Below are 19,001 nucleotides of genomic sequence, written 5' to 3' on the forward strand. Positions count from 1 at the left end.
TTTGCTATGCGGAAATCGCGCTGGAGAGGTTGGCGCCCCCTGCTGAGCGCGCTGTGCCTGGGGCTTGCCCTGGCCGGCTGCGGCGACAAAGCCAAGGATCTCTACGAGACGGCGCAACTCGAGGAGCGTCAGTACAACCCCGACCACGCCGCTGCCCTTTACCGGCAGATTCTCGACAAACACCCCGGCTCGCCTTATGCCGAAAAAGCACAGCAGCGGCTGACCGAGCTGGAGGGCGGCCAATAGACTAGTGGCCGTCCGGAAACTTCGGACGGCAACGACGTAGTTTTCATATCGGAAACGAGGAATTTTTCGCAAGGCCAAGGAAATCAAGGGCTTGAGCGGAGGCGTACATCGGTACGCCGCACAAGCAAGGCCGCAGATTGACGCAGGGTTTGCGGAAAAGGGCCGTTTCCGGATGAAAACTAGCTATTGGCCGCGGTCCACCGTTTCCAGGTAGGCACGCAGGGAGGCAAAGCCCATCATGCGGGCCATGGGCGGTTGGAAGACGAAGGGGAGCACCACGAAGTAGACGACCGCCGCCAGGATGCCCAGGGTCGTAGAAATCTGCAAGGCAAGCCAGGCTCCGGTCAAAAACAGCAGCAGCCAGGTCAGGTCGAGCAGAACCCGGGCGCCGCCCGAGCCGGGGTAGAGCCGTGGGCGGCGCCCGGCGGGAAGCTTGCGGCACATGAAGCTGAAGGAGTGCAGCAGCGCGGCCAGAAACAGCAGCAGGGCGCTGAGGGTCGGCAGCATCACCCCTGTTTCCCGCGCGGGTGGGTGGGCTTTTTTGTCTCGCGCGGGGCCTGCACCAGGCGGGCCACCGACTCGACGTGCGGGGTCTGGGGAAACATGTCGACCGGCTGAACCTCCTCGGTGCGGTAGCCGAGTTGGGCGAAGATGTCCAGGTCGCGGGCCAGGGTCCCGGGATTGCAGGAGACGTAGATCAGGGCCCTCGGCTGAAGGCCGGCGAGGGCTTCGAGCACCTCGCGTTCGCAACCGCTGCGCGGCGGGTTGACCACGGCCACGGCGCCGGGTTCAACCTCGAGGCTGAGATCTTGCACCAGGTCGGCGGCGTCGCCGGCCCGAAACTGGCAGTTCGGCAGCTGGTTCATGCGGGCATTTTCCCTGGCGTTGCGCACCGCCTCCTCCACGGCCTCGATGCCGATCACCCGCGCGCAGTCGCGGGCCAGGTTGAGGGCAATCCCGCCGATGCCGCAGTACAGATCGACGGCGGTATCCTTCGGGCTCAGGCGGGCCCACTGGCGCACCAGCGCGTAGATGCGCGCCGCCTGGTCGTGGTTGACCTGGAAGAAGGAGGTCGGCGAGATACGCAGGCGCACCTCGCCGACGGCGTCGATCAGGTCCGGCGCGCCGAGTACCCGCAGCGTCTCGCGGCCGAAGATGACGTTGCCGGAGGAGGGGTTGACGTTCTGCTGCACGGAAATCACCTCGGGCACCTTTTTCTTGAGCCACTTGGCCAGATGGGTGACCTCGCGAAAGTTGCGCTCGGTGGTGACGAAGGTGACCATGGCCTTGTTCGCCCCCGGGCTGACCCTTACCAGCAGGTAGCGCAGCAGCCCGCGCAGGCGGATCGGGTCGTAGACGTAGACGTTCTGCCGTTGCACCTCCTCGCGCACCGTCTGGGCGATGCGGTTGATCAGCGGGTGGTGCAGCGGGCAGTCGGCGATGTCGACCACGTCGTGACTGCCGCGCCGGTAGAGTCCGACGCGCACGGCGCCGCGCTGCTTGCCGAAAGCCAGTTTGGCGCTGGTGCGGTAGCCGAGGGGCTGCGGGGCCTCCCAGAGCGGGTTCACCCTGGTCTGGCGCAGACTCGGATAGGCGGCCAGGGCCTCGCCGACCTGCCGCTGTTTGAAGGCGCTCTGGGCCGGCTGCTGCAAATGAATAAGCGAGCAGCCGAGGCAGGCGTTGGCATGGGCGCAGGGCGAGGGGCGGCGTTCGGGGCTGGGCTGGAGCACTCGGCGCAGGCGGCCGATGATGCGCCGCTGGCCTTCGTGCTCGATGCTTACGGCGACCTTTTCCCCGGCCAGGGCCCCGGCGACCAGCACCTGCTTGCCGCCGCTGCGGCCGGTACCGATCCCCTGTTCATCGAGGTGCTCGATGTCGATTTCCAGCACCGGCGCCGGGGGCCGGCGGGAGCTTTTTCTGGCGTTGTTCTGCTTTTTTTCCATGGTATATGTGTACCCTGATTGCCGTGTTGGTAAAGCGTTGCTGCACCTTAAACCCTCGGCAACACCCTGTCAATGACTTCGCTGCTTGACTTGGCGGTCGGACGGCCGCTACACTCAGGCGGTTTTCAGTATCGTTTTCTTCAGTTTTTTCCACCGAAGGCCGATTCATGTCCAGAGCGACGCGCCAGATAACCGTTGGCAAGGTGAGGGTCGGGGGGGACGCACCGGTCTCCGTCCAGTCCATGTGCAACACGGACACCCGGGACGCGGCCGCCACCCTGGCACAGATCGGGCGGCTGGCCGAGGCCGGCTGCGAGATCGTGCGCTGCGCCGTGCCTGACCAGGAGGCGGCCCGGGCGCTGGCGAAGATCTGTCCCCAGAGCCCCATGCCGGTGATCGCCGATATCCATTTCGACTATCGGCTGGCCCTCGGCTCGCTGCAGAGCGGGGTGGACGGTCTGCGGCTCAACCCGGGCAATATCGGCGAGCGCTGGAAAGTCGAAGAGGTGGTCAAGGCCTGTGCCGAGCGCCGGGTGCCGATCCGCATCGGGGTCAACGGCGGCTCCCTGGAAAAAGAGCTGCTTGAAAAGTACGGCCACCCGACTGCCGAGGCGATGGTCGAGAGCGCCCTCGGCCACATCCGCCTTCTCGAGGACCTCGGCTATCCGGAGATCAAGGTCAGCCTCAAGGCCTCGGACATCCGCCGCACCGTCGAAGCCTATCGACTGCTCGCGGCCAAGGTCGACTACCCGCTGCACATCGGCATCACCGAGGCCGGCACCACCTGGAGCGGCACCATAAAAAGCGCGGTTGGCCTGGGCACCCTGCTCTACGAGGGGATCGGCGACACTTTGCGGGTGTCGCTGACCGGGGACCCGGTCGAAGAGGTGCGGGTCGGATGGGAGATTTTGAAAAGTCTCGGGCTGCGTGAGCGCGGCCCGGTGTTCGTGAGCTGTCCCACCTGCGGCCGCTGCCAGATCAACTTGATCGAGGTGGCGGAGGAGGTGGAACGACGTCTCCATGATCTGCCAAAGAAGATCACTGTGGCGGTCATGGGGTGTGTGGTCAACGGCCCCGGGGAAGCTCGTGAGGCCGATGTCGGTATCGCCGGCGGCAGGGGGCAGGGGCTGCTGTTCCGCAAGGGGGAGGTGGTGCGCAAGGTCCCCCAGGAGCAGCTTGCCGATGCCCTGGTCGAGGAGGCCCGGCAGCTGGCCGGCCTCGAGGGAGAATAGCCAAGTATGCGCCACGGTTTCTGGATGACTGGGGTTCGCATCCGCCTTGCCGCCGCGATGATTTTCGCCCTGCATTGGCTCTGCCTTCCGGCGCTGGCGGCGGAGTCTGCCGACCCCACGGAAAAGGCCATCTACCAGTTCGACCCGGTGCAGAGCCGCTTTACCGTGCGCGCCTTCACCGGGGGGGCTCTGGGGATGTTCGGGCATGACCACACCATTGCGGTGCGGGATTTTATCGGCAAGGTCGAAATGGGCCCCGAAGGGTTCGATCCGCTGCGCCTGGAGATGACCGTGGCCAGCGAGTCGTTGACGGTTATCGACCGGATCAACGAAGAGGATCGGCAGAAAATCGAAGTGCAGATGCGCCAGAATGTGCTCGAGACCGGCCGCTTCCCGGCGATCCGCTTTCGCAGCACCAAGATCGAGCGCCTGGCGGGGGAGGACGGCAACTACGATGTGCGGCTGTGGGGGGATCTCGAACTGCACGGGGTGACCCACCGGATCGCCATCGACGGGCGGGTGACCGTGGAAGACGGCTTGCTGCGGGCCAGCGGCGAATTCCCCCTGCGCCAGAAGCCTTTCGACATCGAACCCGTCACCCTGTTCGGCGGGTTGGTCAAGGTCGAGAACAAACTTAACGTCACCTTCGACATCGTGGCCAGGCCCCAGGGCCAGTAACCCCCCCCCCAAACGTCCCGTCAGCCCCTCAGCTTCCCCGGCGGCTTTCCCACCAGGCGGGAAGATCGGCCACCGAGTCCAGAACCCCCTCGGGACAAACCTCCAACCCCAGGTCCGTCGGCCGGAACTTTCCCGTCCGCACCAACAATCCTTGCAGCCCCGCCCGCTGGGCCCCCTCGATATCTCCGCGAATATCATCGCCGACCATGAAGGTCTGCTCCGCAGGCGTCCCGAGGGTCTCCAGCGCAGCCCGGAAGAACTCGGGGGCGGGTTTGCCCAAGACCCTGGCCTGGACCCCGGCGGCATGCTCCAGGGCCACCACGAAGGGAGCGACATCCAGGGACAGGCCCCGGGATGCGCGCCAGTAGCGGCTCATCCCCAGGGCGATGAGCTGCGGTCGGGGCTCCTCCATCAGCAGGCGGAAGGCGCGGTTGAGGCGGGCGAAATCCCACTGTTCCCCCAGAAAGCCGACAACCACTGCCGCCGCCCCGCTCTCATCCCCGGGGTCGAGAAGCGGCAACCCGGTGAACTCGGCCTGGGTCGCCTCGGGGACGAACAGGGCTACCGGGCCCGCATGGCGGCGGCGCAGCCAGTCGGCGGCCACCACCGACGGGGTCAGGATCTGCGATTCATCCGCCTCGATCCCCATCCGCGCCAGCCTCTCGACCAGCGCGCTGCGGGGGCGTGAGCTGGTATTGGTCAGAAAAAGGTGGGCGATCCCTTTTTTCCGGACCCAGGCAATGGTCTGCCGGGCCCCTTCGATCGGCTTTCCCGCCTGATAGATCACCCCGTCCAGGTCAAACAGTAAGGCTCCCATGCACATTCCTCATCGGGCAATCGAGATTGCTGCCGCAATTTTCCTAAGCTTAGCAGCAAAATCGTGCCGATGCAGCAGGGCTGCATGGTCGGGTTTCATAAATTCTAAGGGTGGCGGATTTGCAGCGGGGGGGGGCTGGCGAGGGCGGAGGTGTTGCTGATTAATGGGCCCGCCGGCAGACGAATTGAGCCCATCCCAGTTTCTTGCGAGCCCGGGAGGAGAACTGCAGGGAGATTGGTCTGACCTTTTTTGCGGTTTGCGGACGGTCCTGTTCCCTGGCCGGGCGGGAGCTGCGCAGCAGGAATGCCATCTGCTGCAAGGTGCATCTTTTCAGGATGAAGCCGATCATGTGGCGCCCGCCAAAGGAAAAGAGAGACCCCGATGCTCGCATCGAGGGTTTTGTCTTGTGGTTTACGCTAAATGGTAAGACCAACGACAGGCAAGTGTCAATGCTCTATTTTTCATAGAATAACGTTTGTGTTTTTGCTGTGGCGTCAGGGCTTTTCCGGGTTGAGGAGCGCGGGGGGAGGGGGGTGGAAAAAAATTAATGGCCGTGAAAGTCGCGAAAAATGAAACCCTGTCTCGTTTTCCTGAGGCGAAGACCTATTTGAAGTTTATCCGCCGGACCCCGGCCAGGGTGGAAATGGCCTGGGTCAGCTCGCGACCGATGCGGCGATGGTGATTGGTGATGATGAACTCGTAGCAGACCTCGCATTTGGCAAGATCGAGGCTGGATTCGATATTGTTCAAACGCAGGTTCCTCTCGGTAAGCAGGCCCTCCAGCTCTTCGTAGATTCCGCCGCGGTTTTCGGCGATCACCGTCAGAAACAGGTAGCGGTCTTTTTGGATGACCGGTTCGAGTTTTTTCAGCCAGATCAGGCTGGCCAGGGCCACCGCGGCGGCCATGGCCGCAGGTGCGACCAGCCCCATGCCGAAGGCCATGCCGAGGCCGGCGGCCATCCACAGCGAGGCGGCGGTGGTCAGCCCGCGGATATTGACCCCTTCCTTGAGGATCACCCCGGCGCCGAGAAAGCCGATGCCCGAGATGATCTGCGCCGCGGCCCGCGATGGGTCGAGGCGCACCACCCCGGTGCCGGCCAGGTCCCCGTACTTGAGATAGAAGGCTTCGGAGACCACCATCATCAGGCAGGCCGCCACGGCCACCAGAAGGTGGGTGCGCAGGCCGGCGGGGCGGCCGTGTTTTTCCCGCTCGACGCCGATGATGCCACCGGCCAGGGCGGAAAGGAGCAGTTTGACCAGGACCATGGCCTCGTAGCTGCCGTGGAGAGTGTTTGCCAAGAACATCGGGAACTCCTGTCGCGGGGAATGGGTTCTGCCAATGTACTCCCCGGACGGCCAGGATGCCACCCAAAACGACGAGCCCGGAGATTTCAGCGGGAGGGTGCGGGATTGGCGGAGGGGGAGGGTCAGCCCAGGACCTCGGGGGGGATATCGTCCTCGAGCGTGGCGATGGCGTCCTCGAGCAGGCCGGCGACCTCGAAGCATTCTTCCCAGCGGGCGAACTGCAGGATCTCCCGCCAGGGGGCGCGTCGCTCTATGGCCTTGGCCGTGGCGCTCTGCGCAGGCAGCCGTTCGCGCATCGCTTCGAGTAGCCAGCGCACGGCCTCGATCTCCTGGCGCACTTCGCTGCGCACCGCGGCCCGTTCGGCAAAGGGGACTTCGCGGATTTTGCCCTGGTCGCCCAAAACATGGTCTCCTACTTCAGGGGGGTGAAGGAGGGGGAAGCCGGTTCCTGTTTCAAGTTTAGGGGGTGGCGCGGCCAAAGCAAGCCTGGCGCAGGGGTGCCGCAGGCTATTTGGCACCCGCGCGGCCGGCGGGGACGGCCCGTTTGAAGGCCCAGGCCTCGATCTTCTTTAGTTGTTCGGCCATGGTCACCGACAGGGGGACGGTGCGGCTGATGGCTTCGAGAATGTCCTGCTGGGTCATCTCCCGCCCCTGGGCGGTGGCTTCGAAGCAGGCGCTGGCAACCGCCTGCTCGATCTCTGCTCCGGAGAAGCCCTTGGCCGAGTGGGCAAGCATGGCCGGGTTGAAGCTGCCGGGGTCGAAGTTCCGTTTCTGCAGGTGGATGCGGAAGATCGCCTCGCGTTCTGCCACCTCGGGCAGCGCCACGTAGAAGATCTCGTCGAAGCGCCCCTTGCGCAGGACCTCGGCGGGGAGCATCTCGATGGCGTTGGCGGTGGCAGCGACGAACACCGGGCGCCGTTTTTCCTGCATCCAGGTCAGAAAATAGCCGAGCACCCGCGAGGCGGCGCCCCCTTCGGCCTTGAACCCCTGGCTGGAGATGCCGGCTTCGATCTCGTCGATCCACAGCACGCAGGGCGCAAGCGCCTCGGCGGTGCGGGTGGCCCGGCGCAGGCTGGTTTCGGGAGAACCGAAGGCCCCCGAGTAGACCGTGGCCATATCGAGGCGCACCAGGGGCAGCTTCCAGCGCGCGGCGATGGCCTTGACGAACAGGCTCTTGCCGCAGCCGCTCACCCCCATCATCAGTACGCCCTTGGGGAGGTTTTTGCCCTCGGCCAGGGCGGCGGCGCCGAAGGCCTTCTCGCGCTTGGCCATCCAGTCCTTGAGGTTGTCCATCCCCCCGACCTGCTCGGGGCGCACGTCGTTGTCGACAAACTCCATGATGCCGGTCTTGCGCAGCTTCTGTTTTTTGTCGCGGTAGAGGGCGGCGACCACGGTCTCGAGCCCGGCCCCCCGGGTGACCCGGGCCAGCCGCAGCGCCCGTTCGAGATCGGGCAGATCGAGGCCCTGGGCGGCCAGGGTCAGGCGCGCCAGGGCCTCGGGTTCGGCGAGGATGGCGTCGTGGCCGAGTTCCTTGCCGCGGCTGGCCTCCAGCCAGGCGAGGATCTCGGCCCGGTCGGGCAGCCCGTGGTCGAGCAGCAGGAACTGGTCCTGCAGTTCCGCCGGTATCCGCGGCTCGCGGCCGAGAAAGACCAGGGTCTTGCCGGGCTGCTTGCGGGAGGCGGCAAAATCGAGGAGCAGGCGCTGGATGAAGGGGTTGTCCTGCCAGAACCAGTGAAAGTCCCTGAAGACGAAAATGCCCCGGGGGCCCTGGCCGATGGCCCAGCGCAGGGCCGCCTCGGGCTCGTCGGTGCCGGGGTGGCCGGCAAAGCCGCCGCTGCAGCTCCAGCTCAGCGGCTCGCCCAGGCCCTTGATGACGCCGGTGGCGGCGCGGTGCACCAGGGCCGCGGTTCGCCCTTCGTTGGGGGTGCTCAGGTACAGCAGCGGGGCGCCCGCCGCAACCAGCTGGCAGAAGTTGGCCAGGGTCAGCTGCTCTTCCATGTTTGCTCCTCGTGAAGTAGAGATCCGCCACTGTTATATATACCATTGACGGTGGCATGTCCATCGGCGCGACCCTTCTCCTCCCCGGGGAGGGCAAGAGGACGAGATTCCTTGCAATTGCTGGGGAAATAGGCTAGTTTCTCTGCGGAAATGCTCCGAGCTCCGGGCTCTTGCAGGCTTCTGTCCGATTGTCGCGGACCTGCCGCGTCCGGTTGAACCCAGTCTGGCTATCGAGGTTTTTCATGCGCTATACCCAATATATGCTCAACACGCTCAAGGAGACCCCCGCCGATGCGGAGGTGACCAGTCATCAGCTCATGCTGCGCACCGGGATGATCCGCAAGGTTGCCGCCGGCATTTACAGCTACCTGCCCCTCGGCCTGCGCTCGCTGCGCAAGGTGGAGAACATCGTGCGCGAGGAGATGAACCGCGCCGGCGCCATCGAGATCCTCATGCCGATGGTGGTGCCGGGCGAGCTCTGGCAGGAATCGGGGCGCTGGGAGCAGTACGGCAAGGAGCTGCTGCGCCTGAAGGACCGCAAGGAAGCCAGCTTCTGCCTCGGACCCACCCACGAGGAGGTGGTGACCGACATCGTGCGCCGGGAGATCCGCTCCTACCGCCAGCTGCCGCTCAACCTCTACCAGATCCAGACCAAGTTCCGCGACGAGATCCGGCCCCGCTTCGGGCTGATGCGCGGCCGCGAGTTCATCATGAAGGACGCCTATTCCTTCGATCTCGACGAGGCCGGCGCCGACAAGGCCTATGAAAAGATGTACCAGGCCTACCGGCGCATTTTCGAGCGCTGCGGGCTGAAGTTCCGCGCCGTCGAGGCCGACACCGGCGCCATCGGCGGCAGCTTCTCCCACGAGTTCATGGTGCTGGCCGAATCGGGCGAGGACGCCATTGTCTCCTGCGACAGCTGTGAGTACGCCGCCAACGTCGAGAAGGCCGAGCTGCGCGCCTCCGGCCAGCCGGCGCCGGCCCCCGGCCAGGAACTGCAGAAGGTACTGACCCCGGCCCGCAAGACCATCGAGGATGTCGCCCTGTTCCTCGAAACCTCCGCCGAGCGGCTGGTCAAGACCCTGGTGGTGCAGACCGATACCGGTGAAACCGTGGCGGTGCTGCTGCGCGGCGACCGCGAGCTCAACGACATCAAGCTCACCCGCCTGCTCGGCTGCAACTGGGTGGAGCTGGCCCCCGAGGAGATCGTGCTGAAGGTCACCGGCTCGCCGAGCGGCTTCGCCGGCCCGGTGGGGCTGAAGCTGCGCATCCTGGCCGACCAGGAGGTGCAGTCCATGGCCGATTTCATCACCGGCGCCAACGAGAAGGATGCCCATTTCACAGGCGTCAACCTGGGCCGGGACTTCACCGTGGAGCGCTTTGCCGACCTGCGCCAGGCGGTGGCCGGCGACCCCTGCCCGCGCTGCAGCGGCAAGCTGGAGAGCTGGCGGGGCATCGAGGTGGGCCACGTGTTCAAGCTCGGCACCAAGTACTCGGCGGCCATGGAAGCCACCGTGCTCGACGACAAGGGGCAGGAGCAGGTGCTGTTCATGGGCTGCTACGGCATCGGCGTAGGCCGCACCGTGGCCGCGGCCATCGAGCAGAACTACGACGAGAACGGCATCATCTGGCCCATGCCCATCGCGCCCTTCCAGGTGCTGGTCACCATGGTCAACCCCAAGGACCAGGAGGTCCGCGAGGCGAGCGAAAAACTCTACGCCGAGCTGCTCGAGCTGGGCGTGGAGGTGCTGCTCGACGATCGCGACGAGCGCCCCGGCAGCAAGTTCAAGGACGCCGACCTGGTCGGCATCCCGCTGCGGGTGACCGTCGGCTCGCGCGGCATCAAGGAGGGGGCGCTGGAGCTGCAGGAGCGCCGCAACGGCGAGCGCACCATGCTGCCGGTGGCCGACGCGGCCCGGCTGCTGGCGGAGCGGGTGAGCCAGGCGCTGGCCTGAGGTCCAGGCCGGGCCCCCCGCGAGGATGGCTATCGATGAGCAAGCTGAACATTGACAGCAACGGCCGCCTGCCGCTGCCCCACAGGGTGGCCCGCGAGCTGGGCAAGAACCCTCTGGAGGTGAAGTCCCTCTCACCCGCCCATCTGCTGCTGACCACCGAGGCCAGCGGCGAAGAGCTGGTGCTGGCCGGCAGCCTCGGTGGGGTGGAGGTGGCGGATCTGCTCTCCTTTTTCAACATGTTTCGCAAGACCGGGGTACTGAGCTTCGCTTTCGGCGGAGGCGGCAAGGATCTTTATTTCCAGAACGGGGAAATCATCTTCGCCGCCAGCAGCTTTCCCGAGGAGGATCTGGGCGAAATCCTCTGCGGATTGGCCAAGATCGACCGGGACACCCTGCTGCGGTTGCGCTCCCTGATTACCGCCCGCAATTCCATCGGCAAAGTGCTCGTGGAAAAGGGGGCGGTGACCCCCAAGGACTTGTGGCTGGCCACCCGTCAGCAGGTCGAGACCATCATCTACAATCTTTTCGCCCACCACCAGGGGAGCTATTTCTTCGTCAGCAAGTCCCTCGAGGGCGAAGAGATCGTCCGGCTCTCCATGAGCACCCAGAACATGATCATGGAGGGGTTGCGGCGGGTCGACGAAAGGGCTTTGTTCATGCGCCGCATCGGATCCCTGGAGGCGGTGCCCGTGCCTGGCGACAAGCCTGTGCAGGACGGTTTGCCGGCGCTGGCCAAGCGCATGATGCTGGTGATCCGGGAAGGGCGCTTCGACGCCCGCGAGGTGCTGCGCAAAAGCGGGGTGGAAGAGTTCGAGGGGCTGCGCGCCCTGCACCAGCTTCTGGAGAAGGGGGCGGTGCGCATGGAAGATGCCCCGGCCGTCGCCCTTGACGGGGAGCTTGGAAAGGTTTTGTCGGTATTCAACGGCGCCCTGGTGGCCCTTTTCGCCAGGGTTGCCGCCCGCCATGCCGGGTTCGGCGAAGAGATGCGGATTTTCATGCGCGATCTGCCGCAGCCGTTTTCCTACGTGTTTCGCGATGTCGCCCTGCGCGAGGACGGCAGCGTCGACGGGGGCCGCATTTTGAGAAATCTGGCCGGCCTTGAAGAGGGGGACAAGAAGAAGCTGCTCGCCGAGGCGCTCAGTGAGCTGGTTTTTGCCGAATGCGCCCTCGCCCGGCGGGAGCTGGGGGTGGAAGGGTCGGCCGAACTGGTCCAGCGGGTCCAGGAGGTGACGCGGCGGGTGAAGAATTTGATCGGGAGGCAGTCATGAAGAGCCAGGCCAGGGAGCGTTTGATCTTCGCTCTGGATGTTGACAATTTCGAAGCCGCAGAGAAGTGGGTCAAGCAGCTCCGCGAGCAGGTGGGGGTGTTCAAGGTCGGCAAGCAGCTGTTCACCCGCTGCGGGCCCGAGGTGGTGCACATGGTGCAGGCCGAAGGGGCTCAGGTGTTTCTCGATCTCAAATATCACGACATCCCCAATACGGTCGCCATGGCCGGGCTCGAGGCGGCCCGCATGGGGGTGAGAATGTTCAACGTTCACGCCTTGGGCGGGGCCGAGATGATGGCCCGCACCGTGGCGGAGATCGACAAGCTCTACCCCCGGGGGGATGAGCGGCGGCCGCTGCTGCTGGCGGTCACCATCCTTACCTCCTCAACAGAGCAGACCCTGCGCGAGGTGGGGATCGAGCGGCCGATGGCCGAGATGGTTCCCAGGCTGGCGCGGCTGGCCAAAGATGCCGGGATGGATGGGGTGGTTGCCTCGCCCAAGGAGGTGCCGCTGATCCGCGAGGCCTGCGGCGCCGATTTCGCCATCGTCACCCCCGGGGTGCGTCCGGCCTTTGCTGCCATGGACGACCAGAAGCGGGTGACCACCCCCGCCGAGGCCATTGCTTCCGGGGCCGATTATCTGGTTATCGGCCGGCCGATCTCTGCGGCCGCCGACCCGGTGGCTGCCGCGGACCTGATCCTCGAGGAGATGGCCGGGGCCCTCGCCCGCGGCTGAGATTTATGGCCGATCTGATCTATGGGGTCAACCCGGTGCGCGAAGGGCTGCAGGGACGGCGCCGCAAGCCGCTTGAGGTGCTGCTTGCCCAGGGCCTGCGCGGCCCGCGCATCGAACAGCTGCTTGGCGAGGCCGAGGCGGCGGGGATCCCTGTGCGCGAAGTGCCCCGCCGCGAGCTGGACCGCCTGGCCGGCCACTCGCACCACCAGGGGGTGATGCTGCGGCTCGAGCCCTTTGCCTACGCCGATCTCGACGAGCTGCTGGCCGGCTGGAAACGCAGCGGTCGTCCGGGATTCTTCCTGGTGCTGGATGGTATCACCGATCCGCATAATTTCGGCGCCCTGCTGCGCTGCGCCGATGCCGCTGGCTGCCATGGGGTGATCGTCGCCCGCGACCGCTCCTGTCCGGTGACGGGGGTGGTGGAGAAATCCTCCGCCGGGGCCCTGGAGCACATCCCCCTGGCCCAGGTGACCAACCTGTCCCGCGCCCTCGAGGTGTTGCAGGAGGCTGGACTTTGGATCTACGGCTTGGCCGGCGAGGCAGCGGCTGAGCCCCTTTACGGCTCCGACCTGGGGGGCGACCTGGCCCTGGTGGTCGGTGCCGAGGGGAGCGGCTTGCGGCCCAATGTCCGCCGGCACTGCGATCACCTGCTGGCCATCCCCATGCACGGCGGGGTCGGCTCGCTCAATGCTTCGGTCGCTGCCGGCGTTGCTCTGTTCGAGGTTGTGCGCCAAAGGGAGGCGTCCCCGACATGATCGTGACTGAAGACAATATCCGCGATGTGGTGGTGAGTCTGCCCAGTGAGCAGGCCGCCGAGCTGCGCCCCGGCTGTGAGACCTGGCCGGTGGAGGCTCATGGCCCCGCCAGCGGGCAGATCACGGTTTACCCCGAGTCGGGGTACGCCGCCGTGAGTTGGGGCCGAGGCTCGTTCTGGGGGCATTGGCGCAGTGAGGATCGGGTCATCGTGCTCGAGGAACTGGTCGACAACCAGCAACTGGTAGTGGATGAGGTGGGGCATCTGTGGGTTGCCCTGGACACCCAGGAGTTTCTCGACCGGGCCATGGAGCAGTTCATCCGCCCCTGGGACCTGAGTGCCCTTTCCGCCATTGTCGAGGGGGGAGATCTCGAGCCCTTGAAGATCAAGGTCGGCTGCTCCCGGGTGCCAATCTTCCGCGGCCGGGAACTGGCCGCTGGCCTGCTCGAGGCCATGCAGGCTCCCGATGGGCCCTTTGCCCGTTTTCGCCGGCCCGCCAATTGATTTGTTTCGGCCCGTGCAGAAAATCCTCAAAAAAAACCAAATTGCTGTTGACATCCCCCTTCGGATGCATTATAAGTTCTGCCTCGTGGCCGGCTCCCCCGCAGGCGGAAAAAAAGCTTGCAATTTGTCGGGGGCTGTTGTAGAAACGCCTCTCGTGCTGGCGTAGCTCAACAGGTAGAGCAGCTGACTTGTAATCAGCAGGTTGCGGGTTCAATTCCTGTCGCCAGCTCCAGCGAGCCGCAGGGAGTTTCCCTGAAAATTAAATAAACGCTTCCCCTGGAGGGGTTCCCGAGTGGCCAAAGGGAGCAGACTGTAAATCTGCCGTCGTAGACTTCGGAGGTTCGAATCCTCCCCCCTCCACCAATAAATTACATGCCGGGCAAGTTCCGGTTGCCGTTTCCCAGGAGGCCTTGGCCATTTTGACTGGGGGCGGGACGGGTAGCGAGTCCACAGAAAATCGCATAGGCTTCCAAGTTTTGGGCGGGAGTAGCTCAGTTGGCTAGAGCATCAGCCTTCCAAGCTGAGGGTCGCGGGTTCGAATCCCGTTTCCCGCTCCAAAATAAGCTGCAGTTTCTCCGCGGTCGGAAAGTGAGATAAGCCCACATAGCTCAGTTGGTAGAGCGCATCCTTGGTAAGGATGAGGTCACCAGTTCAAATCTGGTTGTGGGCTCCATTTGCTTTCACGGGGAGATTTTTCCGTTTATAAAACTTTCTTACGTTTGGCTCCGGGCTTGGCCCGGCGGCCGCACCCTGAGTCAAAAGAGATCGCTTCGAGAAAAACAAGGGAGGTAGACGCATGTCTAAAGCCAAATTTGAAAGAACCAAGCCCCATGTCAACATCGGCACCATCGGTCACGTCGACCATGGCAAGACCACGCTGACCGCTGCCATCACCCGGGTTCTCGCATCCCGCGGCGGGGCTGAGTTCAAGGCCTTCGACCAGATCGACAACGCTCCCGAGGAGCGCGAGCGCGGCATCACCATCGCCACCGCTCACGTCGAGTATCAGACCGACAACCGGCACTACGCTCACGTTGACTGCCCCGGCCACGCCGACTACGTCAAGAATATGATCACCGGTGCTGCGCAGATGGACGGCGCCATCCTGGTCTGCTCCGCCGCCGACGGCCCCATGCCCCAGACCCGCGAGCACATCCTGCTCGCCCGTCAGGTCGGCGTGCCCGCCATGGTGGTGTTCCTGAACAAGGCCGACATGGTCGACGACGCCGAGCTGATGGAGCTGGTCGAGCTGGAAGTTCGCGAACTGCTCAGCACCTACGACTTCCCCGGCGACGAGATTCCGATCATTGCCGGCAGCGCCCTGAAGGCCCTCGAGTGCGGCTGCGGCAAGGAAGACTGCGCTGCCTGCAAGTGCATCCTCGAGCTGATGGCCGCCGTTGACAGCTACATCCCGGAGCCCGAGCGCGCCATCGACCGTCCGTTCCTGATGCCGGTCGAGGACGTGTTCTCGATTTCCGGGCGCGGCACCGTGGCCACCGGCCGCGTCGAGCGCGGTGTGGTCAAGGTCGGCGAGGAAGTCGAGATCGTCGGCATGAAGGCCACCACCAAGACCGTGGTCACCGGCGTCGAGATGTTCCGCAAGCTGCTCGATCAGGGCCAGGCCGGCGACAACGTCGGCGTGCTGCTGCGCGGCGTCAAGCGTGAGGACATCGAGCGCGGTCAGGTTCTGGCTAAGCCCGGCAGCATCACCCCGCACACCAAGTTCAAGGCCGAGGCATACATCCTGACCAAGGAAGAGGGCGGGCGCCACACTCCGTTCTTCAAAGGGTACCGCCCCCAGTTCTACTTCCGGACCACCGACGTGACCGGGATCGTCCAGCTGCCCGAGGGGACCGAGATGGTCATGCCTGGCGACAACATCGCCATGACCGTCGAGCTGATCACCCCGATCGCCATGGACAAGGAACTGCGCTTCGCCATCCGTGAAGGGGGCCGCACCGTCGGCGCCGGCGTCGTCAGCGATATTATCGAGTAAATTAACAGTGGGCTCCCTCCCCGGGTTGCCGGGGAGGGGGTTGAAGGATAGAAGTCATGCGTGACATCGTTACTCTGGCTTGCACCGAGTGCAAGCAGCGCAACTACACCACCACGAAAAACAAGAAGAACACTCCGGACAAGCTGGAGTTCAGCAAGTACTGCCGGTTCTGTCGGAAGCACACGCCCCATCGCGAAACCAAGTAGGCGTTGAAACGTTAGGAAGGGCCATGATCAGCATGGCTCTTTTGAGTGCAGGCCAGTAGCTCTAATGGCTAGAGCACCGGTCTCCAAAACCGGGTGTTGGGGGTTCGAGTCCCTCCTGGCCTGCCATTGATTTAAGCCAATAATCCTCTGTGGGGGTTTAAGATAGTGCTCGGCAAAACGACAGAGTTTCTCCGCAACGTCAAGAGCGAATTGAAGAAGGTGACCTGGCCGACCAGGAAGGATACCTATGCCTCGACGCTCGTGGTAATTGCCCTGGTTACGGCTGTCGCTGTCTTTCTCTGGCTGGTCGATTCGGCCCTCTCGGGGCTGATCCGGGCTCTGCTTAGCTAAGCCGGAAAAGGAAGGGTCCCATGGCAATGAGATGGTATGGAGTGCACACTTACTCCGGCTATGAGAACAAGGTCAAGCTGAATCTGGAAGAGCGGATTCGGACTCTGGGTGCCGAGGAAATGTTCGGCGGGGTGCTCATCCCCTCCGAAACGGTGGTCGAACTCAAGAAGGGCGAGCGGCGGACCTCGACGAGAAAGTTCTTTCCCGGGTACATCCTGGTGCGGATGGAACTGAACAACGAGACCTGGCACATCGTCAAGGATACGCCCAAGGTGACCGGGTTCGTCGGCGGAGGCACCGCCCCGCCCGCCATCCCCGATGAGGAGGTGGCGAAGATCACCGCGCGGATGGAAGAGGGGGTCGAGCGGCCCAAGCCCAAGGTGGAGTTCGAAGTGGGCGAAACGGTGCGGGTCATCGACGGTCCGTTCCTCAACTTCACCGGTGTCGTTGAAGACGTCAAGCCCGACAAGGGGAAGCTCAAGGTCATGGTCAGTATCTTTGGCCGGGTAACCCCCGTTGAGCTCGAATTTATCCAGGTAGAAAAAACCAGTTGAGGTTCGATGTTCCAGGTTCGATGTTCCAGGTTCAGCTCTGGCCTCGAACGTCGGACGTCGAATATCGAACGTCGAACTTTTGTTTGTTAAGGAGTAGCTCATGGCCAAGAAGGTTGTTGGTTTGATAAAGCTGCAGATTCCTGCCGGCAAGGCGAATCCCTCGCCGCCGGTTGGTCCCGCGCTCGGTCAGCACGGGGTCAATATCATGGAATTCTGCAAGGCGTTCAATGCCAAGACGCAGGGTGAGGACGGGATGATCATCCCCGTGGTGATCACCGTTTACGCCGACCGTTCCTTTACTTTCATCACCAAGACTCCGCCCGCCGCGGTGCTGCTGATGAAGGCAGCCAAGATCCCCAAGGGTTCGGGCGTGCCCAACAAGAACAAGGTGGGCAAGGTGACCAAGGAGCAGGTGCGGGAAATCGCCAAGTTGAAGATGCCCGACCTCAATGCCTTTGATGTCGACGCTGCCGTGCGCACCATTGAGGGTACGGCCCGCAGCATGGGGCTTGAAATCGAGTAACTTTGTGGCGGAAGCTGGAGAATAGTGATGTCAAAGACTGGAAAACACCATAAAGAAGCAAAGGCCAAGATCGATCGGTCCAAGGCCTACAATCTGGACGAAGCCATCGCGCTGGTCAAGGAGGCCGCCTACGCCAAGTTCGACGAAACCGTCGACCTGTCGGTGCGCCTCGGGGTCGATCCCCGCAAGGCCGACCAGATGGTGCGTGGCGCCGTTGTGCTGCCCAACGGGCTTGGCAAAGCCGTACGGGTGCTGGTTTTCGCCAAGGGCGAGAAAGCCCAGGAGGCGACTGCCGCCGGTGCCGACTACGTGGGTGCCGATGACCTGGTGGCCAAGATCCAGGGGGGCTGGTTCGATTTCGATACCGCCATCGCCACTCCCGACATGATGGGGACGGTGGGCAAGATCGGTAAACTGCTCGGCCCCCGCGGCCTGATGCCCAACCCCAAGGTCGGGACGGTAACCTTCGAGGTTGGCCGCGCCGTCAACGAGGCTAAATCGGGTAAGGTGGAATACCGCGTCGAAAAGGCCGGCATCATCCACTCGCCCGTCGGCAAGGTCTCCTTTGAGCCCGAGAAGCTCAAGGGGAATATCGTGGCGCTGATGGACGCCCTGATCAAGGCCAAGCCCTCGACCGCCAAGGGTAACTACCTGAAAAAGATCTGCATCTCCAGCACCATGGGGCCCGGCGTCGTGATCGACGTCCCCGAGGTCCAGGCTCTGGTGAAGTAGAAAAACCTACGGGGAATTCTTTCCTGTAATCCAGACCCGGCACCGACGTGCCGGGTCTGCGTACTATAACGCAGTACGCTCCAGGTCAATGACAGCAGGCACCCCCTGCGGGGGTTTAATGGTTGTCCACCTGCCGAGGCTGTAGAAACGGGGCGACGGGTCCACCGTCTCTCCCAATGACCTCTGACCGGGGCTTGGGATTAGTAATATCCCGCAAATCACAAGAAAGGAGGAGAGACGTTGAACAGAAACAGCAAAGATCAGTTGATTTCCGAACTGGCGGAGAAGCTGGCGACTGCCAAAGCAGCGTTCCTGGCTGATTACCGTGGTCTGAACGTCGAGAAGGTCAACACCCTGCGTGGTGAATTGCGCAAGGCCGGCGTCGAGTACCAGGTGGTGAAAAACACCCTGCTGCGGATCGCTGCCAAAAACACCGGCGTCGAGTGTCTCGAGAAGTATCTCGAGGGGCCCACCGCCATTGCCATCGTGCAGCAGGATCCTGTTGCACCGGCCAAGGTGCTGAGCGATTTCGCCAAGGCCAATGACAAGTTCGAACTGAAAGTCGGCGCCCTGGATGGCAAGGTGCTGTCCATCGAAGACATCAAGGCCCTTTCCGAACTGCCGAGCCGCGAAGTGTTGCTGGCCAAGGTTCTGGGGTCGCTCAACGCTCCGGCGAGCAATTTCGTCGGCGTGCTGGCCGCCATCCCGCGGTCTCTGGTGCAGGTGCTGGCCGCGATCCAGGACAAAAAAGCTGCCTGAAATAACAACTACCCAACGATAAGAACAATTACGGAGGAAATGTACCATGGCTGAGATCACCAAAGAGCAGGTTGTTGAATTCATCGAGAAAATGACCGTCCTCGAACTGGCCGAGCTGGTCAAGGAACTGGAAGAGAAGTTCGGCGTGTCCGCCGCTGCTCCGGTTGCCGTTGCCGCCGGTCCCGTTGCTGGCGCCGAAGCTGCCGCTGTAGAAGAGAAGGACGAGTTCGACGTCGTTCTGGCCAGCGCCGGCGACAAGAAGATCAACGTTATCAAGGTTGTCCGGGCCGCTACCGGCCTCGGCCTCAAGGAAGCCAAGGACCTGGTCGACGGCGCTCCCCAGACCGTCAAGGAAGCTGTTGCCAAGGCCGAAGCCGAAGAGCTCAAGAAGCAGCTTGAAGAAGCCGGCGCCAAAGTGGAACTCAAGTAATACCTTCTTTATAGTTTCA

Annotated in this window: 22 protein-coding genes and 5 tRNA genes; 21 read left to right on the plus strand and 6 right to left on the minus strand. The window is 63.6% G+C overall.

Annotated elements, in window-relative coordinates; translation table 11 throughout:
- The first annotated feature begins 6 nt into the window (after positions 1–6).
- The gene (locus DESUT3_RS05475; protein ID WP_225911633.1) at positions 7–246 is read left to right on the plus strand and encodes an outer membrane protein assembly factor BamD; all 240 of its coding nucleotides are present in this window, start codon (positions 7–9) and stop codon (positions 244–246) included.
- Positions 247–429: 183 nt separating this feature from the next.
- Here the strand turns inward: DESUT3_RS05475 and DESUT3_RS05480 are convergent, their stop codons facing one another.
- Positions 430–753, minus strand: a complete 324-nt coding sequence (locus DESUT3_RS05480; RefSeq protein ID WP_221251441.1) for a hypothetical protein — start codon at positions 751–753, stop codon at positions 430–432.
- The gene (gene rlmD / locus DESUT3_RS05485) at positions 753–2,189 is read right to left on the minus strand and encodes a 23S rRNA (uracil(1939)-C(5))-methyltransferase RlmD (protein WP_221251442.1); all 1,437 of its coding nucleotides are present in this window, start codon (positions 2,187–2,189) and stop codon (positions 753–755) included. Before rlmD ends, DESUT3_RS05480 begins: the two co-directional genes overlap by 1 nt.
- Before the next feature lie 167 nt (positions 2,190–2,356).
- Here rlmD and ispG point away from each other — a divergent pair, with 167 nt between their 5' ends.
- Together ispG and DESUT3_RS05495 are read left to right on the plus strand one after the other, a co-directional pair.
- Positions 2,357–3,421, plus strand: a complete 1,065-nt coding sequence (gene ispG, locus DESUT3_RS05490; RefSeq protein WP_221251443.1) for a flavodoxin-dependent (E)-4-hydroxy-3-methylbut-2-enyl-diphosphate synthase — start codon at positions 2,357–2,359, stop codon at positions 3,419–3,421.
- 6 nt (positions 3,422–3,427) lie between these two features.
- Positions 3,428–4,099: a YceI family protein gene (locus DESUT3_RS05495; protein ID WP_221251444.1), complete on the plus strand. Its 672-nt coding sequence runs from the start codon at positions 3,428–3,430 to the stop codon at positions 4,097–4,099.
- Between the two features lie 28 nt (positions 4,100–4,127).
- Here the strand turns inward: DESUT3_RS05495 and DESUT3_RS05500 are convergent, their stop codons facing one another.
- The 4 genes from DESUT3_RS05500 to DESUT3_RS05515 form a co-directional block, all read right to left on the minus strand.
- Positions 4,128–4,916 carry a TIGR01458 family HAD-type hydrolase gene (locus tag DESUT3_RS05500; RefSeq protein ID WP_221251445.1) on the minus strand — a complete coding sequence of 263 codons (789 nt, stop codon included), beginning with the start codon at positions 4,914–4,916 and terminating at the stop codon, positions 4,128–4,130.
- Positions 4,917–5,519: 603 nt separating this feature from the next.
- Entirely contained in the window at positions 5,520–6,221 is a 702-nt protein-coding gene (locus tag DESUT3_RS05505) for an MgtC/SapB family protein (RefSeq protein ID WP_221251446.1), read from the minus strand.
- Between the two features lie 122 nt (positions 6,222–6,343).
- Positions 6,344–6,622, minus strand: a complete 279-nt coding sequence (locus DESUT3_RS05510; RefSeq protein WP_221251447.1) for a hypothetical protein — start codon at positions 6,620–6,622, stop codon at positions 6,344–6,346.
- Positions 6,623–6,728: 106 nt separating this feature from the next.
- Positions 6,729–8,219 carry an AAA family ATPase gene (locus DESUT3_RS05515; protein ID WP_221251448.1) on the minus strand — a complete coding sequence of 497 codons (1,491 nt, stop codon included), beginning with the start codon at positions 8,217–8,219 and terminating at the stop codon, positions 6,729–6,731.
- A gap of 242 nt (positions 8,220–8,461) precedes the next feature.
- Between DESUT3_RS05515 and DESUT3_RS05520 the strand changes: the two genes are divergently transcribed.
- The 18 genes from DESUT3_RS05520 to rplL all read left to right on the plus strand — a co-directional run bounded on the left by DESUT3_RS05520 (position 8,462) and on the right by rplL (position 18,982).
- A complete protein-coding gene (locus DESUT3_RS05520) occupies positions 8,462–10,174 on the plus strand; it encodes a proline--tRNA ligase (RefSeq protein ID WP_221251449.1) in 1,713 nt (570 codons plus the stop codon).
- Positions 10,175–10,209: 35 nt separating this feature from the next.
- Positions 10,210–11,442, plus strand: coding sequence for a DUF4388 domain-containing protein (locus DESUT3_RS05525; protein ID WP_221251450.1), 1,233 nt, complete (start codon positions 10,210–10,212; stop codon positions 11,440–11,442).
- Positions 11,439–12,173 carry an orotidine-5'-phosphate decarboxylase gene (gene pyrF, locus DESUT3_RS05530; RefSeq protein ID WP_221251451.1) on the plus strand — a complete coding sequence of 245 codons (735 nt, stop codon included), beginning with the start codon at positions 11,439–11,441 and terminating at the stop codon, positions 12,171–12,173. Before DESUT3_RS05525 ends, pyrF begins: the two co-directional genes overlap by 4 nt.
- A 5-nt stretch (positions 12,174–12,178) precedes the next feature.
- Positions 12,179–12,928, plus strand: a complete 750-nt coding sequence (gene rlmB / locus DESUT3_RS05535) for a 23S rRNA (guanosine(2251)-2'-O)-methyltransferase RlmB (protein ID WP_221251452.1) — start codon at positions 12,179–12,181, stop codon at positions 12,926–12,928.
- Entirely contained in the window at positions 12,925–13,431 is a 507-nt protein-coding gene (locus tag DESUT3_RS05540) for a hypothetical protein (RefSeq protein ID WP_221251453.1), read from the plus strand. Before rlmB ends, DESUT3_RS05540 begins: the two co-directional genes overlap by 4 nt.
- A gap of 156 nt (positions 13,432–13,587) precedes the next feature.
- Positions 13,588–13,663: transfer RNA gene (locus tag DESUT3_RS05545), tRNA-Thr, on the plus strand.
- 46 nt (positions 13,664–13,709) lie between these two features.
- Positions 13,710–13,794: transfer RNA gene (locus DESUT3_RS05550), tRNA-Tyr, on the plus strand.
- Between the two features lie 117 nt (positions 13,795–13,911).
- A tRNA-Gly gene (locus tag DESUT3_RS05555) sits at positions 13,912–13,988 on the plus strand.
- 40 nt (positions 13,989–14,028) lie between these two features.
- Positions 14,029–14,104 (plus strand) — tRNA-Thr (locus tag DESUT3_RS05560).
- A gap of 123 nt (positions 14,105–14,227) precedes the next feature.
- A complete protein-coding gene (gene tuf / locus DESUT3_RS05565) occupies positions 14,228–15,427 on the plus strand; it encodes an elongation factor Tu (protein ID WP_221251454.1) in 1,200 nt (399 codons plus the stop codon).
- Between the two features lie 56 nt (positions 15,428–15,483).
- On the plus strand, positions 15,484–15,633 hold the full coding sequence (gene rpmG / locus DESUT3_RS05570) for a 50S ribosomal protein L33 (protein WP_092054182.1): 150 nt from the start codon (positions 15,484–15,486) through the stop codon (positions 15,631–15,633).
- Between the two features lie 49 nt (positions 15,634–15,682).
- Positions 15,683–15,759: transfer RNA gene (locus tag DESUT3_RS05575), tRNA-Trp, on the plus strand.
- 39 nt (positions 15,760–15,798) lie between these two features.
- Complete coding sequence (gene secE, locus DESUT3_RS05580; RefSeq protein ID WP_221251455.1) at positions 15,799–15,984, plus strand: preprotein translocase subunit SecE; 186 nt, start codon at positions 15,799–15,801, stop codon at positions 15,982–15,984.
- Between the two features lie 20 nt (positions 15,985–16,004).
- Positions 16,005–16,538 carry a transcription termination/antitermination protein NusG gene (gene nusG, locus DESUT3_RS05585; protein ID WP_221251456.1) on the plus strand — a complete coding sequence of 178 codons (534 nt, stop codon included), beginning with the start codon at positions 16,005–16,007 and terminating at the stop codon, positions 16,536–16,538.
- A 100-nt stretch (positions 16,539–16,638) separates the two neighbouring features.
- Positions 16,639–17,061 carry a 50S ribosomal protein L11 gene (gene rplK / locus DESUT3_RS05590; protein ID WP_221251457.1) on the plus strand — a complete coding sequence of 141 codons (423 nt, stop codon included), beginning with the start codon at positions 16,639–16,641 and terminating at the stop codon, positions 17,059–17,061.
- Positions 17,062–17,088: 27 nt separating this feature from the next.
- Positions 17,089–17,793 carry a 50S ribosomal protein L1 gene (gene rplA / locus DESUT3_RS05595; RefSeq protein ID WP_221251458.1) on the plus strand — a complete coding sequence of 235 codons (705 nt, stop codon included), beginning with the start codon at positions 17,089–17,091 and terminating at the stop codon, positions 17,791–17,793.
- Positions 17,794–18,033: 240 nt separating this feature from the next.
- Positions 18,034–18,552 carry a 50S ribosomal protein L10 gene (gene rplJ / locus DESUT3_RS05600; RefSeq protein WP_221251459.1) on the plus strand — a complete coding sequence of 173 codons (519 nt, stop codon included), beginning with the start codon at positions 18,034–18,036 and terminating at the stop codon, positions 18,550–18,552.
- Between the two features lie 46 nt (positions 18,553–18,598).
- A complete protein-coding gene (rplL, locus tag DESUT3_RS05605; protein ID WP_221251460.1) occupies positions 18,599–18,982 on the plus strand; it encodes a 50S ribosomal protein L7/L12 in 384 nt (127 codons plus the stop codon).
- The last annotated feature ends 19 nt before the right edge of the window (positions 18,983–19,001 follow it).

Origin of the sequence: Desulfuromonas versatilis (assembly GCF_019704135.1) — a bacterium.
GTDB lineage: Bacteria > Desulfobacterota > Desulfuromonadia > Desulfuromonadales > NIT-T3 > Desulfuromonas_A > Desulfuromonas_A versatilis.

Excerpts from the sequence above, each read along its gene's own strand:
- nusG (WP_221251456.1), top strand. The coding sequence starts at position 16,005 with ATGGCAATGAGATGGTATGGAGTGCACACTTACTCCGGCTATGAGAAC.
- rpmG (WP_092054182.1), top strand. The coding sequence starts at position 15,484 with ATGCGTGACATCGTTACTCTGGCTTGCACCGAGTGCAAGCAGCGCAAC.
- DESUT3_RS05540 (WP_221251453.1), top strand. The coding sequence starts at position 12,925 with ATGATCGTGACTGAAGACAATATCCGCGATGTGGTGGTGAGTCTGCCC.
- DESUT3_RS05475 (WP_225911633.1), top strand. The coding sequence starts at position 7 with ATGCGGAAATCGCGCTGGAGAGGTTGGCGCCCCCTGCTGAGCGCGCTG.
- rplL (WP_221251460.1), top strand. The coding sequence starts at position 18,599 with ATGGCTGAGATCACCAAAGAGCAGGTTGTTGAATTCATCGAGAAAATG.
- DESUT3_RS05525 (WP_221251450.1), top strand. The coding sequence starts at position 10,210 with ATGAGCAAGCTGAACATTGACAGCAACGGCCGCCTGCCGCTGCCCCAC.
- tuf (WP_221251454.1), top strand. The coding sequence starts at position 14,228 with ATGTCTAAAGCCAAATTTGAAAGAACCAAGCCCCATGTCAACATCGGC.
- rplA (WP_221251458.1), top strand. The coding sequence starts at position 17,089 with ATGTCAAAGACTGGAAAACACCATAAAGAAGCAAAGGCCAAGATCGAT.
- rlmD (WP_221251442.1), bottom strand. The coding sequence starts at position 2,189 with ATGGAAAAAAAGCAGAACAACGCCAGAAAAAGCTCCCGCCGGCCCCCG.
- DESUT3_RS05515 (WP_221251448.1), bottom strand. The coding sequence starts at position 8,219 with ATGGAAGAGCAGCTGACCCTGGCCAACTTCTGCCAGCTGGTTGCGGCG.
- ispG (WP_221251443.1), top strand. The coding sequence starts at position 2,357 with ATGTCCAGAGCGACGCGCCAGATAACCGTTGGCAAGGTGAGGGTCGGG.
- rlmB (WP_221251452.1), top strand. The coding sequence starts at position 12,179 with ATGGCCGATCTGATCTATGGGGTCAACCCGGTGCGCGAAGGGCTGCAG.
- DESUT3_RS05520 (WP_221251449.1), top strand. The coding sequence starts at position 8,462 with ATGCGCTATACCCAATATATGCTCAACACGCTCAAGGAGACCCCCGCC.
- DESUT3_RS05500 (WP_221251445.1), bottom strand. The coding sequence starts at position 4,916 with ATGGGAGCCTTACTGTTTGACCTGGACGGGGTGATCTATCAGGCGGGA.
- pyrF (WP_221251451.1), top strand. The coding sequence starts at position 11,439 with ATGAAGAGCCAGGCCAGGGAGCGTTTGATCTTCGCTCTGGATGTTGAC.
- DESUT3_RS05495 (WP_221251444.1), top strand. The coding sequence starts at position 3,428 with ATGCGCCACGGTTTCTGGATGACTGGGGTTCGCATCCGCCTTGCCGCC.
- DESUT3_RS05505 (WP_221251446.1), bottom strand. The coding sequence starts at position 6,221 with ATGTTCTTGGCAAACACTCTCCACGGCAGCTACGAGGCCATGGTCCTG.
- DESUT3_RS05480 (WP_221251441.1), bottom strand. The coding sequence starts at position 753 with ATGCTGCCGACCCTCAGCGCCCTGCTGCTGTTTCTGGCCGCGCTGCTG.
- rplK (WP_221251457.1), top strand. The coding sequence starts at position 16,639 with ATGGCCAAGAAGGTTGTTGGTTTGATAAAGCTGCAGATTCCTGCCGGC.